Origin of the sequence: Pseudomonas baltica (genome assembly GCF_014235765.1) — a bacterium.
GTDB classification, from domain to species: domain Bacteria; phylum Pseudomonadota; class Gammaproteobacteria; order Pseudomonadales; family Pseudomonadaceae; genus Aquipseudomonas; species Aquipseudomonas baltica.
Map to the genome: position 1 here is coordinate 573,261 of NZ_JACMYH010000001.1, position 15,554 is coordinate 588,814.

12 protein-coding genes are annotated in these 15,554 nt (G+C 62.6%); 7 read left to right on the forward strand and 5 right to left on the reverse strand.

Going from position 1 to position 15,554, the window contains the following annotated elements; translation table 11 throughout:
• The first annotated feature begins 252 nt into the window (after positions 1-252).
• Positions 253-3,945 (forward strand): methionine synthase, encoded by a 3,693-nt coding sequence (gene metH / locus H7993_RS02660; protein ID WP_185793345.1) that lies wholly within the window; start codon positions 253-255, stop codon positions 3,943-3,945.
• 221 nt (positions 3,946-4,166) lie between these two features.
• On the opposite strand, the gene otnC is transcribed toward metH, so the two are convergent.
• Together otnC and otnK are read right to left on the reverse strand one after the other, a co-directional pair.
• A complete protein-coding gene (otnC, locus tag H7993_RS02665; protein WP_185793346.1) occupies positions 4,167-4,805 on the reverse strand; it encodes a 3-oxo-tetronate 4-phosphate decarboxylase in 639 nt (212 codons plus the stop codon).
• On the reverse strand, positions 4,802-6,091 hold the full coding sequence (otnK, locus tag H7993_RS02670; RefSeq protein WP_185793347.1) for a 3-oxo-tetronate kinase: 1,290 nt from the start codon (positions 6,089-6,091) through the stop codon (positions 4,802-4,804). Before otnK ends, otnC begins: the two co-directional genes overlap by 4 nt.
• A gap of 241 nt (positions 6,092-6,332) precedes the next feature.
• Between otnK and H7993_RS02675 the strand changes: the two genes are divergently transcribed.
• The 5 genes from H7993_RS02675 (at position 6,333) to H7993_RS02695 (ending at position 11,999) form a co-directional block, all read left to right on the forward strand.
• Positions 6,333-7,706 carry a homoserine dehydrogenase gene (locus H7993_RS02675; RefSeq protein ID WP_185793348.1) on the forward strand — a complete coding sequence of 458 codons (1,374 nt, stop codon included), beginning with the start codon at positions 6,333-6,335 and terminating at the stop codon, positions 7,704-7,706.
• 74 nt (positions 7,707-7,780) lie between these two features.
• On the forward strand, positions 7,781-9,130 hold the full coding sequence (locus H7993_RS02680) for a GntT/GntP/DsdX family permease (RefSeq protein ID WP_185793349.1): 1,350 nt from the start codon (positions 7,781-7,783) through the stop codon (positions 9,128-9,130).
• A 41-nt stretch (positions 9,131-9,171) separates the two neighbouring features.
• Positions 9,172-9,981 (forward strand): DeoR/GlpR family DNA-binding transcription regulator, encoded by an 810-nt coding sequence (locus H7993_RS02685; RefSeq protein WP_185793350.1) that lies wholly within the window; start codon positions 9,172-9,174, stop codon positions 9,979-9,981.
• 74 nt (positions 9,982-10,055) lie between these two features.
• A complete protein-coding gene (locus H7993_RS02690; protein ID WP_185793351.1) occupies positions 10,056-10,487 on the forward strand; it encodes a DUF1810 domain-containing protein in 432 nt (143 codons plus the stop codon).
• A gap of 330 nt (positions 10,488-10,817) precedes the next feature.
• Entirely contained in the window at positions 10,818-11,999 is a 1,182-nt protein-coding gene (locus H7993_RS02695) for an MFS transporter (RefSeq protein WP_185793352.1), read from the forward strand.
• Here H7993_RS02695 and H7993_RS02700 read toward each other — a convergent pair.
• Positions 11,993-13,030: an alpha/beta hydrolase family protein gene (locus tag H7993_RS02700; RefSeq protein ID WP_185793353.1), complete on the reverse strand. Its 1,038-nt coding sequence runs from the start codon at positions 13,028-13,030 to the stop codon at positions 11,993-11,995. The two genes, H7993_RS02695 and H7993_RS02700, sit on opposite strands and share 7 nt — an antisense overlap.
• A 246-nt stretch (positions 13,031-13,276) precedes the next feature.
• Between H7993_RS02700 and H7993_RS02705 the strand changes: the two genes are divergently transcribed.
• Positions 13,277-14,038 carry an OBAP family protein gene (locus H7993_RS02705; protein ID WP_185793354.1) on the forward strand — a complete coding sequence of 254 codons (762 nt, stop codon included), beginning with the start codon at positions 13,277-13,279 and terminating at the stop codon, positions 14,036-14,038.
• Between the two features lie 23 nt (positions 14,039-14,061).
• On the opposite strand, the gene H7993_RS02710 is transcribed toward H7993_RS02705, so the two are convergent.
• Together H7993_RS02710 and H7993_RS02715 are read right to left on the reverse strand one after the other, a co-directional pair.
• On the reverse strand, positions 14,062-14,439 hold the full coding sequence (locus tag H7993_RS02710; protein WP_122478275.1) for a DUF1294 domain-containing protein: 378 nt from the start codon (positions 14,437-14,439) through the stop codon (positions 14,062-14,064).
• A 52-nt stretch (positions 14,440-14,491) separates the two neighbouring features.
• Entirely contained in the window at positions 14,492-15,322 is an 831-nt protein-coding gene (locus H7993_RS02715) for an undecaprenyl-diphosphate phosphatase (protein WP_122478277.1), read from the reverse strand.
• Positions 15,323-15,554: the final 232 nt, after the last annotated feature.

Consider the following 15,554-nt stretch of genomic DNA (forward strand, 5'->3'; position numbering starts at 1 on the left):
AATTCGCGCCCCTTTTCAGGGCATTCCGAGGGGTGGGACTGCAAAAATCTCGAAAAGGTCGCGACACGCGTCAACGACTGACCGGCTGCAAGCCTCTTTCGGGGTTTCGTGCAAGGGATTGAAAAGGCACGAGCCCGGCGTTCTCAACATGAGTGAAATTCATGGCAATCCTTGTGATGATCAAATAGCGCACAGGTTTGCTATTATCCGCCACCTGTCACAGTGTCCGAATTTTCTGAAAGAGTGGTTCCCATGTCCGACCGCAGTGCTCGCCTTCAAGCCCTCCAGCAAGCCCTCAAAGAGCGCATCCTGATTCTCGACGGCGGCATGGGCACGATGATCCAGAGCTACAAGCTCGAGGAAGAGGATTATCGGGGTGAGCGCTTCGCCGATTGGCCAAGCGACGTCAAGGGCAACAACGACCTGTTGCTGCTCAGCCGCCCGGATGTGATCGCCGCCATCGAGAAGGCCTACCTGGACGCGGGCGCCGACATTCTGGAAACCAACACCTTCAATGCCACCCAGGTGTCCCAGGCCGACTACGGCATGGAGTCGCTGGTGTACGAGCTCAACGTTGAAGGTGCGCGGGTGGCCCGTCGCGTCGCCGACGTCAAGACCCTGGAAACCCCGGACAAACCGCGCTTCGTTGCCGGCGTGCTGGGCCCGACCAGCCGCACCTGCTCGCTGTCCCCCGACGTCAACAACCCCGGCTACCGCAACGTCACCTTCGACGAGCTGGTGGAAAACTACACCGAAGCCACCAAAGGCCTGATCGAGGGCGGCGCCGACCTGATCCTGATCGAGACCATCTTCGACACCCTCAACGCCAAGGCGGCGATCTTCGCCGTGCAGGGGGTGTACGAGGAACTGGGCTTCGAGCTGCCGATCATGATTTCCGGGACCATCACCGATGCGTCCGGTCGCACCCTGTCAGGGCAGACCACCGAGGCCTTCTGGAACTCGGTAAGCCATGCCAGGCCGATCTCGGTAGGCCTGAACTGCGCGCTGGGTGCCAGCGAGCTGCGCCCCTACCTGGAAGAGCTGTCGAACAAGGCCGGCACCTACGTTTCGGCGCACCCCAACGCGGGCTTGCCGAACGCCTTTGGCGAATACGACGAGTTGCCTTCGGAAACCGCGAAGATCATCGAAGAGTTTGCCCAGAGCGGCTTTCTCAACATCGTCGGTGGCTGCTGCGGCACCACCCCGGGGCATATCGAAGCCATCGCCAAGGCAGTGGCCGGCTATGCGCCGCGGGCGATCCCGGACATTCCCAAAGCCTGCCGGTTGTCGGGTCTGGAGCCGTTCACCATCGACCGCCAGTCGTTGTTCGTCAACGTCGGCGAGCGCACCAACATCACCGGCTCCGCGCGCTTCGCGCGGCTGATCCGCGAGGACAACTACACCGAGGCCCTGGAAGTCGCCCTACAGCAGGTAGAAGCCGGCGCGCAGGTGATCGACATCAACATGGACGAGGGCATGCTCGACTCGCAGAAGGCGATGGTCACCTTCCTCAACCTGATCGCTGGCGAGCCGGACATCTCGCGGGTGCCGATCATGATCGACTCCTCCAAGTGGGAAGTGATCGAAGCCGGGCTCAAGTGCATCCAGGGCAAGGGCATCGTCAACTCGATCAGCATGAAGGAAGGCGTGGAGGCCTTCATCCATCACGCCATGCTGTGCAAGCGCTACGGCGCGGCGGTGGTGGTCATGGCCTTCGACGAAGCAGGCCAGGCCGACACCGAGGCGCGCAAGAAGGAAATCTGCAAGCGCTCCTACGACATTCTGGTCGACCAGGTCGGCTTCCCCCCGGAAGACATCATCTTCGACCCGAACATCTTTGCCGTGGCCACCGGCATCGAAGAACACAACAACTATGCCGTCGACTTCATCAATGCCTGCGCCTACATCCGCGACGAGTTACCCCATGCATTGACCAGCGGCGGCGTGTCCAACGTGTCGTTCTCGTTCCGTGGCAACAATCCGGTGCGCGAGGCGATCCATTCGGTGTTCTTGCTGCATGCCATCCGCAACGGCCTGACCATGGGTATCGTCAACGCCGGCCAGCTGGAAATCTATGACCAGATTCCGGCCGAGCTGCGTGACCGCGTCGAGGACGTGGTGCTCAATCGCACCCCGGAAGGCACCGACGCCCTGCTTGCCATCGCCGACAAGTTCAAGGGCGACGGCAGCGTCAAGGAAGCCGAGACCGAAGAATGGCGCGGCTGGCCGGTCAACCAGCGTCTGGAACACGCGTTGGTCAAGGGCATCACCACGCACATCGTCGAAGATACCGAGGAGTCGCGACAGTCGTTCAAGCGCCCGATCGAGGTCATCGAAGGCCCGTTGATGTCGGGCATGAACATCGTTGGCGACCTGTTCGGCTCGGGCAAGATGTTCCTGCCCCAGGTGGTCAAGTCGGCGCGCGTGATGAAGCAGGCCGTGGCCCACCTGATTCCGTTCATCGAGCTGGAGAAAGGCGACAAGCCCGAAGCCAAGGGCAAGATCCTGATGGCCACGGTGAAAGGCGACGTCCACGATATCGGCAAGAACATCGTTGGCGTGGTGCTGGGCTGCAACGGCTACGACATCGTCGACCTGGGCGTCATGGTGCCCGCCGACAAGATCCTGCAGGTCGCCCGCGAGCAGAAGTGCGACATCATCGGCCTGTCCGGCCTGATCACCCCTTCGCTCGACGAGATGGTTCACGTTGCCCGGGAAATGCAGCGTCAGGACTTCCACCTGCCGCTGATGATCGGCGGTGCCACCACCTCCAAGGCGCACACGGCGGTGAAGATCGAGCCCAAGTACAGCAACGACGCGGTCATCTATGTGACCGACGCCTCGCGGGCGGTGGGGGTTGCCACCCAGTTGCTGTCCAAGGAACTCAAGCCGGCGTTCGTCGAGAAGACTCGCCTGGAATACATCGAGGTTCGCGAGCGTACGGCCAACCGCAGTGCGCGCACCGAGCGCTTGAGCTATACCAACGCCATCGCGGCCAAGGCCACCTTCGACTGGAGTACCTACCACCCCGTGCAGCCGACCTTTACCGGCGCCAGGGTACTGGATGACATCGACCTCAACGTACTGGCCGAGTACATCGACTGGACACCGTTTTTCATATCCTGGGACCTGGCCGGCAAGTACCCGCGCATTCTCACCGACGAGGTGGTGGGTGAAGCGGCCACCGCGTTGTTCGAGGACGCGAAGGTGATGCTGCGCAAGCTGATCGACGAGAAACTCATCCGCGCCCGCGCGGTGTTCGGTTTCTGGCCCGCCAACCAGGTGGAACACGACGATATCGAAGTGTATGGCGACGATGGCCAGCCGCTGGCGCGCCTGCATCACCTGCGCCAACAGACCATCAAGACCGATGGCAAGCCGAACTTTTCCCTGGCCGACTTCGTCGCACCCAGGGACAGTGGCGTGACCGACTACGTGGGCGGCTTCATCACCACCGCTGGCATCGGCGCCGAAGAAGTCGCCAAGGCCTATCAGGACAACGGCGACGACTACAACTCGATCATGGTCAAGGCCTTGGCCGACCGCCTGGCCGAGGCCTGCGCCGAGTGGTTGCACCAGCAGGTGCGCAAGGAGCATTGGGGCTACGACCCCGAAGAGACACTGGACAACGAGGCGTTGATCAAGGAGCAGTACAAAGGCATCCGCCCTGCCCCTGGCTACCCCGCGTGCCCGGACCATACCGAGAAAGGCACGCTGTTCGACCTGCTCGATGACAACGGGCAAAGCGGCGTGACCCTGACCGAGCACTACGCGATGTTCCCCGCGGCTGCGGTCAGCGGCTGGTACTTCGCCCACCCACAGGCGCAGTACTTTGCCGTGGGCAAGGTCGATCGCGATCAGGTGCAGGCCTACACCGAACGCAAGAAACAGGAGCTGGCAGTCAGCGAACGCTGGCTGGCGCCGAACCTGGGTTATGACAACTAACGCAGATTCCGTGGCGGGTACGGGTTCAGCCGCGACTGAACCAGTACACCGCCGTCGCCACGATCACAACGATCATGAAGCCTATGGCCCAGGCATCGACATGGCTGTCGCTTTTGCGAATCTTCACGGAATTGCTCATCAGCTTCGTCTCTTGTGATTTTTGTAGGACGCTGGTTCCAGTAAAGCCCAACGATGGCCTTTTCACAAGTAGGGTCAATGCCTCACCAGGCGCAACCGAACACCCTCTTGAGTTCTTCGACGGCTGCCTGGCTCAAGGGCGCAGGTCGTGGCTCGGTCATCAGCCACAGCCGTGCGGTTTCCTCCAGTTCTTCCAGCGCATGGCTGGCCTTTGACACCGAGCTTTCCCAGACAACCGGGCCAAGCCGTTCCAGCATGACCCCCCTCACCTGATCGGCCAGTGCGGCAACTTGCGTCGCCACGTCGGGCGAGCCTGGGCGCTGGTACTGGATCAACGGGATGCGGCCCACCTTCATGACCTGATAAGGCGTGAGCGGCGGCAAGATGTCCTGCGCGCTCCACACCCCAGCCAAAGTGAGGGCCACCAGATGAGTGGAGTGGGTGTGGACCACGCCGTTGACTCCTGGGTTTCGGTCGTAAACTTGCCGGTGCAGGGCCAGGGTCTTGGAAGGTTTGTCACCGCTGACCCATTCACCCGCCGTGGTGACCTTGGCAATGGCGTGGGGCTGCAGCCTTCCGAGACAAGCATCGGTAGGGGTGATCAGCCAACCGTCGTCAAGGCGTGCACTGATGTTGCCGGCGCTGCCGACGGTATACCCACGCCCGAACAGGCTCAGGCCGACTTCACAGATTTCTTCGCGCAGGTCGTTTTCATTTCTCACGAAAAATCTCCCGCCAGGCAAGCCAGCGCTTTGGGAAAAAAGTCCACGCTGCCAAAGTTGCCTGACTTGAGCGTCAGCGCAAGCGCATTGGAGCCGCCAAAGGCTACGGTAGCCGGCACGCCAGGATCGATCTGCCGGCCGATACGCAAGCCTTTGACGCGCAACGCCTGCACCACCGAACCGGAAGTTTCCCCGCCCGCGATGACGAACCGGCGCCAGCCCTTGCCTTGCAGTTGTGTCGCGACCTCGCCCAGCGCCGCTTCGATCATGGCGCCTGCGTGTTCGGCACCCAACTCCCGTTGCACGGCAGCCACTCGCTCGGGGCTGCTGGTGGCGTAGATCAGCACCGCTTGGTCACGGTCGGCGAACGCTACAGCCTGGGCTACGACCGGTTCGCCTCGTGCGATTGCAAGTGGGTCGATGCGAAAGGCCGGGCGACCTGCTTCCAGCCAGGCAGCGACCTGCCCGTTGGTAGCCTTGGAGGTACTGCCTGCCAACACCACGGCACGGCCTTCGATGACCGGCATGGCGGATGCGTCGCCTGTGCGCAACAGGCCCTGGCGGCGGAAGTTCTCCGGCAGGCCCTGAGCGACGCCCGAGCCGCCGGTGATCAACGCCAGCCCGGCGCAGGCACGCCCCAGCGTCTGTAGATCGTCGTCACTCACGGCATCGGCAATGGCCACGCGCACGCCTTCGGCTCGCAGTTCGTCCATACGCATGGCCACCGCAGAGGCGCCCTGCCCAACCACGTCGTAGCGCAGCAGACCCACCGCGCCGGTGGTTTGCTCGTCCAGCACGCGGACCAGGTTGGCATCTTTCATCGGTGTGAGCGGGTGGTGCTGCATGCCGCATTCATTGAGCAGGCTGTCCTGAACGAACAGATGACCGCGGAACAGGGTGCGGCCGGTCTCCGGGAACGCCGGACAGGCGATGGTGAAATCGCTGCCGAGGGCTTCCAGGAGTGCCTCGGTGACCGGGCCAATGTTGCCCACTGCGGTCGAATCGAACGTCGAGCAGTATTTGAAGAAGAACTGTTGGCAGCCACGCTCGCGCAGCCACGCCAGCGCCTGCAACGATTCGGCTACGGCGCTGGCCGCCGACGTGGTACGGGATTTTAGAGCAATGACGATGGCATCCGCCTCGGCGAACTCGGCCAGATCACTGTCTGGAACGCCAATCGATTGCACCGTGCGCATGCCGCCGCGCACCAGGATGTTGGCGAGATCGGTAGCACCGGTGAAGTCGTCGGCAATGCAGCCGAGCAGCGGGCGATGGACAGCGGTCATGAGTGGCATCTCCTGCACAGGTCACCGTGGCGGGCACGGCGCATGTTAATTATTGGTTCATCTGAGCGATTCAATGACCCAATACTACAAGCGAAAGCAAGCCTAGTGTTAATCCATGTTAAATAAATTGACCTTACTGTGAAAACCGCACTATCGTGCTGTCACTCGGGAGCTACGAATCCATAACAAATATTGTTCATCCGGTGGTCGCTGCCGATTTTCCCTTCACCGAGGACGAACCATGAATTTCGAATTGCTGTTCGCTGCACAAGCCGGCCAGGCCGTACGTTACGCACTCACCGGCGCCAAGGGTGGTTTCTCGCGCACCTTGCTGGCCCAGACGCAGCTGATGCCCAACCTGGTCCCCGCCGTTCTGTGCGACCTGGACGTGCCCGGCCTGCATGGGTTGTGCGTCGAACTAGGCTTTGCCGCAGAACAGCTGTACATCTGCAAGGATGCGGCCGCGGTTGCCAGCGCACCGTCCGATGCCATTGTGCTGGTCGCCGACGTCGCCCTGCTGCAGGCTGCCCGCTACGACATCCTGGTGGAAGCCACCGGCAACCCTGCGATTGGCTACCAGGTCGCCCGGCGCGCCATCGAGGACGGTCGTCACGTCGCCATGGTCAGCAAGGAAGTGGACTCTGTTGCGGGTATCGCCCTGTCCCGCCTTGCCGCACAACACGATGTGGTCTACACCACCGCCGACGGCGATCAGCCGGCCAACCTGATCGGCTGGGTCAGCTGGGCGCGTGTGCTCAAGCTGGACATCGTCGCGGCGGGCAAGTCCAGTGAATACGATCTGGTGTTCAACCCCGAGGACGGCAGCATCACCCAGCTTGATACCACCATTTCCGCGCCAGCCATGGGCGAATTGCTGCGCCTGGGCGATGACATTCCAGCCACCCTTGCAGCACGCCGCGCCGCCTTGAATGGCCTGAAGACGTCCGCCACCGCTGACTATTGCGAAATGTCGGTGGTGGCTACCAACACCGGCCTGGTGCCGGACGTGGAACTGCTGCACTACCCGATTGCTCGTACCAGCGAACTGGCCGACATCTACGCCTTGCGTGAAGACGGTGGTGTGCTGGGTCGCAGCGGCGTGATCGAGGTGTTCAACGTGCTGCGTCTACCCGACGAGGCGAGCTTTGCCGGGGGTGTGTTCGTGATCATCCGCACCCACGACAAACCGACCTGGGAATTGCTCGCGCAGAAAGGCCACGTGGTCAGCCGCAACGGACGCTACGCCTGCCTGTACCTGCCCTACCACTTCATGGGTGTGGAAACGCCGATCACCCTGCTCAACGCCGTGCTGCACAAACGTGCGTCGGGCACCGACAAACCGAGCCAGTCGACCATTCTGGCCGGACGCGCCACGATCGATATCGCTGCAGGCACCGTGCTGAAAATGGGTGGCCACCACCACGATGTCACCGGTGTGCAGGCCGTGCTGATCGGGCGTTCGGATGCCCCCGACGATATCGCTCCGTTGTACCTGGCAGCCCACGCAACCGCCACGCGGGACATCAAAGCTGGCGAGTTGCTGCTGATGGGTGACATCGAGCAGTACAACGATGAATTGCACCGCGCCTGGCAGACCGGCCTGCAATCGGCCTGATCGCACAGCGGCTTTCAGCCGATACCGGTGCCCGACACGGGCACCGACGTCCACTTCACAGGTTCCATAAAAACATGAATAGCGAACTGCTGATTTTCGCGATGGCCGCCGGCGCCATCGTGGTGTTGATCCTGCTCATCACCAAGCTCAAGCTCAACCCGTTCCTGGCCCTGACCCTTACCGCGATCGGCCTTGGCCTGCTCAGTGGTGCGGGCGCCGGCGAGACCATCGACAGCTTCGCCAAGGGCTTCGGCTCGGCGCTGGCCAAGACCGGCCCGGTGATCGGCCTGGGTACGCTGCTGGGCGGTATCCTGCTGGGCTCGGGCGGCGCCGACCGCATCGCCAATGCCTTTATCGGCCAGCGTCCGGTGCAGTACGCGCCCTGGGCGATCTGCGCCGCCGCCTTGCTGATCGGCATGCCGCACCTGTTCGACGTCAGCTTCATCATGCTGGCCCCGCTGGTCTATACGGTGGCAAAACGCACCAATAGCCATCTGCTTTACATAGGTCTGCCCCTGGCCGCCGGCCTGTATGTGTCTCACGGTCTGCTGCCGCCGCACCCGGCCCCGACGCTGGCGGTCGCAGCGTTCCATGCCAATACCGGACTGACCATCTTTTATGGCCTGCTGATCGCCGTGCCGACCGCGATCATCTGCGGCCCGATCTTCACCCGCCTGATCAGCCCCTGGTTCGGCCCGGCGCCCGACCTCAGCGCAGGCCCAGTGGGCGCGCGGGAAGTCAGCCCGGATCAAAACCAGGTGTCGCTGCTGTCATCGATCATCGCCGTGCTGCTGCCGCCCGGCCTGATGCTGGTCGGCACCCTGGGCTTGGCCTTCAGCGTCAAGGGCTCGATGGCCTACGGGGTATTCAACGCCCTGAACAACCCGATCCTGTCGTTGTTGATCGCGGTCATCTTTGCCTTCTTCGCCTTGGGCCTGCGCGCCGGGTTCAACCTGGGCCAGGTGCAGAAGATGGCCAGCCAGGGCCTGGCACCGCTGGGCGCGATCGTGATGATTCTGGGCGCTGGCGGTGGCTTCAAGGAAATGCTCACTACCATTCACCTAGATGCACTGATCACTCACCATGCTTCTGGCTGGGCGGTCAATCCGCTGATTTTAAGCTGGGGCATTGCGGCGCTACTGCGCATCTGCGTCGGTTCTGCGACAGTCGCCACCGTCGCTGCCACCGGGATCGTCGCGCCCCTGGCACTGGCCTATCCGGGCCTGTCACCGGAGCTGTTGGTACTGGCCACCGCCTCGGGTGCCGTGATGCTCTCCCACGTCAATGACTCGGGTTTCTGGCTGTTCAAGGAGTACTTCCAACTCAGTGTGGCTCAGACCTTCCGCACCTGGACCCTGATGCTGTGCCTGCAATCGGTGATCGGTTTGATCGGCGTTCTATTGATCGAGGCGGTGATTCGCTAAGATGGCCGCCTGACCATCTGCCTGCACGCCCCGGAGCCTGAATGCCCACCGACGAGGACCTCGCCATCACTGGCGCCGCACCGATGATTCCCGACCAGCGCCGGGAACAGATCCTGCGCCAGTTGCGCAAGCACCAGGTGCTCAGCGTGCACCAACTGACGGAAATGTTCGATTGCTCGCACATGACCGTGCGCCGCGATATCAGTGTGTTGGAGCAGGAAGGCCGCGCCTACTCGGTGCCCGGTGGCGTGCGCATTGCCAGCCAGTTGCACAGCGAACCCAGCCATCAGTCCAAGGCGGTCGCCGAGCAGCCGCAGAAACAGGCGATGGCAAGGCTCGCCGCAGGTTTGTTACACGATGACATGACGGTGTATCTGGATGCTGGCACCAGCACACTGGAGGTTGTTCCGCATATCGCGGCCCTCTCGGGCATGACCGTGGTGACCAACGACTTCGGCATCGTTCATGCTCTGGCCGAAGCGCTGCATGTGGACGTGATTCACACCGGCGGGCTGCTCGACCATCCTAACCGCTCGTGCGTGGGTGGTTTGGCAGTGGCCACATTGCGCCAGCTGGCGACCGATATTGCATTCATGTCCACCAGTTCCTGGGACCTGCAACGGGGCATCACCACGCCTTCGGCGCTCAAGGTCGAGGTCAAGCAGGTGGCGATGCAGTCGGCGTCTCAGCGGGTGCTCATCACCAGCAGTTCCAAATACGGTACGTTCGGGATGTACAAGATCGCCGGGCTCGAGCAGTTCGATGTGGTCATCAGCGACAGCGAGTTGACTGACGTGGCCGCCGAGGCGATCCGCAAGCTGGGTGTGGAAGTACTGTTAGCTCAAGAGTGACGATACGGGTAGATGGAACTCCACTGCCTGATAGCGGCCACAATTGCACACAATTCCTGGGGGAAGTACCTGCCATGAACGACACCTTCGATCTGAACCGCTTCATCGACGCCCAACGCGTGGTGTACTCCGATGTCCTCGAAGAATTGCGCAGCGGCCGCAAGCGCACTCACTGGATGTGGTTCGTCTTTCCCCAACTGGCCGGCCTGGGGCGGAGCGAGACGGCGCGTTTCTACGCGATCAGCGGCGCTGCCGAAGCAGTGGCCTATCTGCACGATCCGTTACTGGGCGCTCGGCTTCTGGAGTGCACACGGACCGTGCTCGAGCATTCGGGCAAGAGCGTGACAGCCATGTTCGGCAGTCCCGATGATATGAAACTGCGTTCATGCATGACCTTGTTTGCCAGCGTCGCACCTGAGCAGGTGTGCTTCCAGCAAGTGCTCGACCGGTTCTTCAATGGTGAGCCCGACGAGAAAACCGTTGCGTTGCTGGAACAGCCCCTGTAGCAGCGGCGCAAGCCGCGTCACCGGCCAGTGCGGTGTGCCTGACGCAACGCGGCGAACCCGGACGCGGCTTGCGCCGCTGCTACAGGGATTCGTGCAAGCTGCGCCACCGGCGAGGCGGTGTGCCTGACGCAGCGCGGCGAACCGGGACGCGGCTTGCGCCGCTGCTACAGGGATTCGTGCAAGCCGCGCCATCTGCGATGACGCGGCTTGCGTTGTGGTTGTAGCAGCGTCGCGTTGTGTCGAAGAGTTGCAAACAATCGATAGCCTGCTTTGCTTTAACCAACGTTCCCTGTCCGAGGGGACCCCAAGCGCACGCCTGCGAACGAGCCCATGACCGAGTCTGCCCACCCTACCCCTTCGTCGTCCATCAACCTGCAAATCATCTCCATCGTCTTCTACACCTTCATTGCCTTCATCTCCATCGGGCTGCCGATTGCCGTGTTGCCGGGCTACGTTCACGATCAGCTGGGCTTCAGCGCCGTAGCGGCTGGCGTGGTGATCGGCGCGCAGTACCTGGCCACCCTGCTCAGCCGTCCGAGTGCCGGGCGTATGGCCGATGCCCTGGGCACCAAACGCACCATTGTCTACGGCTTGATCGGTATCGGTATCAGCGGCGCGCTGACCTTCGTATCCGTGTTCCTGCACAGCGTGCCGCAGTGGAGCCTGGGGGTGCTGATCGCCGGGCGTGTGGTCCTCGGCCTGTCCCAGGGTGCGATCGGCGTGGGTACCAGCAGCTGGGGCATCAGCCGCGTCGGCGCCGAGCACATGGCCAAGGTGATTTCCTGGAATGGCATCGCCTCCTATGGCGCAATCGCCATCGGCGCGCCCCTGGGCGTGCTGATGGTGGGGTTCGCCGGCTTCTGGACCTTGGGCATCGCCCTGATGCTATTGAGCGCGCTGGCGCTGTGGATGATCCACGATACGCCTGCCGCGCCCGTGGTGCGTGGCGAACGCATGCCGTTCTGGGCGGCCTTCGGCCGGGTCGCACCACACGGGATGAGCCTGATGCTGGCGTCGATCGGCTACGGCACCCTCACCACGTTCATCACCCTCTACTACGTGGAACGCGGCTGGGAAGGCGCGGCCTGGTGCCTGACCGCCTTCGGCATCAGCTTCATCGCGGCGCGCCTGGTGTTCATCAACAGCATCAATCACCTGGGCGGCTCGACGGTGGCCATGGCCTGTATCGCCACGGAGGTGGTCGGGTTGAGCCTGCTCTGGCTGGCGCCCTCGCCGACCTTCACGCTCGCGGGTGCAGCGCTGGCCGGCTTGGGGTTGTCGCTGGTCTATCCAGCGCTGGGGGTGCTGGCCATCCACAAGGTACCGGGCACCAGCCGCGGTGCAGGCTTGAGCGCCTTCGCGGTGTTCTTCGATCTGGCCCTGGCGATTGCCGGACCGGTGATGGGCGCAGTAGCGGCCGGATTCGGCTATGGATCGATTTTCGCTCTGGCCGCCGGGCTGTCCCTCGCGGCACTGGGGCTCACTGCGTGGCTGTCGCGCCAGGATCAGTGATCGGCGGTCTGCAGGCCCGCGCGTGAAGGCCGACCCAGGGTGTGCGTGAAGAACTTGCCGGCTTCGTGGATCAGGTCGCGGTGGATACCTTCACGGTCCACGCCGTCGGCATCGGTACACAGGGCCGGCGAGGAGTCGCGTTGCTCGTCCGTGCATGGCGCCATGAAAACAAAGTGACCGGCGCCGGGGAGCAGTCGATAGTCCGTGTTTCCCGGCAGCTTGCGCGCCAGCGCCTCGGCATTCTTGTCGATGGCCACCAGTTGATCGTTATCGCCGCTGTAGATCAGGGTTGGCAAATGGACTTCAGCCAGGGTCTGGCGACCGAACATCAGGCTCAACGGCGCCATCAACAACAGCGCGCGTACCCGTGGGTCGGCTTCGGGGTTCAGGTCGTCGCGGTCGGCTTCCAGTTCACCACGGGTCTGGCAGGCATCGGCGTCGTAGGGCCGCTCTTCGCAGTACTTGCGCAAGCGCTGCAGGTCGGGGCGCGCGCCGGAGAGGATCAATGCCGTCTCGCCACCTGCGGAATAGCCGATCACCCCAACTGCGTTGGCATTGACGAAAGGCGACAACATCGAATCGCCCAACGCTGCGGTGATCGCCTGGGAGATCTGCAGTGGCCGCCCGTACAGATTGCTGAGCTTGCCCAAACGGCTGTGATCCTGGGCGTTGTCACCCGGATGGACCACCGCCACCACCACGAAGCCCTTGCGCGTCAGTGCAGTGATCAGATCGTGCAAGGCCAAGGGGGTGCCGGTGTTGCCGTGGGACAGCATCAGCAGCGGGAAGCGACCGATGGCGATCGGGGCATCCTGCTGCGCGTCGATGCTGTAGCCGCCCAATCGGGCCGGATGCGTACGTCCCTGGGTGGGGTAGAAGGCATAGGCTTGCATGGGCTGGTCGTCGAGCGGGTCGTTGAAGGTCAGCAGGTGATAACCCACGTTCCAGCGGACATGGGGAAGCGCTTGAGCCTGCACCGAAAACAGGCTCAACAGCAGCAGAAAAACCAATACTGCACAACGACGGACCATCGCGGCGCTCTTCCTTGGCAAAACCTCGGGGGTAGGTTCTGACACAGCATAGGATGGGCCAAGTCACACGCCGGTTCCGTGAAATATTACGCAGGCGCGGCTGAAAACCCTCCACTGACCGCAACCAGGGTCTGATCGGCTGAACCCTCGTCCGCGGTCCGGCTCTATGAAGGTGCCCCTGAATTGTTGCCGGCCACTGCTCCCAGAGCCTTGGCTGCGCTTCGCCCCCATGAAAAGGATTCCAGCATGAACACTCGAAAGGCCCTTGCCACGCGCACCTCGTTGACGTGCCTTGCCGCCCTCGCCATCGCGGGCTGCGCCGGCAATAACAGCGCATCCAAGGTAGACGCGCCCGGCGTACCGGCCACAGCGCTGACCAAGACCCTGGACGCTGGCGCCAACGCGCTGCAGTCGCGCCCACCCATCGATGAGTTGAACGCCTACCTGGATGGCTTTCATTTCTACAATGGACACCCCGGCGCGCAGATGGAAGCCCATCACTATTGCGCCATCCTCAATGAAGAAGTGATTCAGTGCGTCATTTATGACGGTAACGTCAAGGATGCAAAACTTATGGGCGTCGAATACATCATCAGCGCCGGGCTCTTCGCCACACTGCCCACGGCCGAGAAAGCGTTGTGGCACAGCCACGTCCACGAAGTGAAGTCTGGCCAACTGATAGCGCCGGGCATTCCCGCGCCGGCCGAACATGCCCTGATGGAAAAACTGGTGAACACCTACGGCAAGACCTGGCATACCTGGCACACCGATCTGGACAAGCAGCTGCCCCTGGGCGTACCGCAACTGATGATGGGTTTCACCGCTGATGGGCAGATCGATCCGGCGCTGGTGCGCGAGCGCGACAAACGCTTCGGTGTCGACAGCGACAGCAAGAAAGCGGCCCGCGCCGATATCCCCGCGCCGGCAATAGACCCAGGCGCCGACGCCTGGAGCAAGGGTCGCGTCATCCAGATCCAGGACCCCACCGGCAGCCGTCACGCGCATTGAGCTTGCAAGTGCAGGCCGTGGCGTCAGAACGTGATACCCAGGTGCTGTCCGGCAAAAATGACCTGATCGAACCAGAACGCCTGATGAAGCGCGACGATCAGCCAGAACACCAGTTGATAGGACACCTTGCGCGTCTTGTGCCGGAACAGTTGCTGGGCGAGCAGCGCACCCGGCCAGCCGCCAAGCAGCTCGACGCCGTGCAGCAGTCTTTCCGGAATGCGCTGGCCCTGCACCGTGGCGCGGCGCTTGTCATGCCAGTACAACCCGGCCGCAAGCAGACTCATCAGGGCATAGACTGCCAGCAGCGCCGGGTGCCCGGCCAGTGCCAGGCGCAATACGCCCAGGAACGGCAACAGGCACAGCAGGATGAAGGCCGTAAGTTTCAGCGCCAGGAATCGCACGGGACGCTGCTGCCCGCCTCGCAGCGGTGACGGCGCCCGGCGCGACGCCGGTTCAGCCCTGCGCACTGGACCAGTCGATCCAGCCGAACTGCCAGGTGGCCAGGATGATCAGGCCGAAGGCGATGCGGTACCAGGCGAACACCGCGTAGCTATGGGTGGCGATGAACTTGAGCAGGCCGCGCACTGCGATCATCGCGAAGATGAACGAGACTACGAAGCCCAGCGCAAACACCGGGAAGTCCGCTGGCTGAAACAGATGGTGGAACTTGTAGCCGGAGTACACCGCGGCGCCGACCATGGTCGGCATGGCCAGGAAAAACGAGAACTCGGTGGCCGTCTTGCGCGACAGACCGAACAGCAGGCCGCCGATGATGGTCGAGCCCGAGCGCGAAGTGCCGGGAATCATCGCCAGGCATTGGGCAAAGCCGACCTTGAGCGCATCGCTCCAGTGCATGTCATCGACGTGGTGAACCCGCACGGCATGTTCGCGCTTCTCGGCCCACAGCATGACGAAGCCGCCAAGCACCAGCGCCACGGCCACGGTGATGGGGTTGAACAGGTATTCGTGGATCTTGTCGGCGAATATCACCCCCAGCACCACTGCAGGCAGAAAGCCGATCAGCAGGTTGATGGTGAAGCGCTGCGCATTGCGCTGGGTCGGCAAGCCGGTGACGACTTCGAGGATCTTGCGGCGAAACTCCCACACCACGGCCAGTATCGCACCCAGCTGGATGATGATATTGAAGGCCATCGCCCGCTCGCCTCCGAAGCCGATCAGGTCGGCCACGATGATCTGATGGCCCGTGCTGGAGATAGGCAGGAACTCGGTCAAGCCTTCCACGATGCCCAGAATCAACGCCTGCATGGCGGTCCAAAAATCCATCATTCCCCCAATTGGACGCGCGCCTGGCGCGGTCCTGTCTGTTTAATAGAACTCATTGCCGTCGGGCCCCGCGATGCTATCAGAGCAGGTCGTGCAAATCCGCATGCCGGCGCCGTCGAGCGTTGATTGAGTTGAAGTTTCATCTTTACGGCAGGTCCACGGCACGCAACGCGCGCCGCGAGTGTGGCGCAGGTTACAATCCCGGCCTTCGATGCATTGCATGCACCTGCCA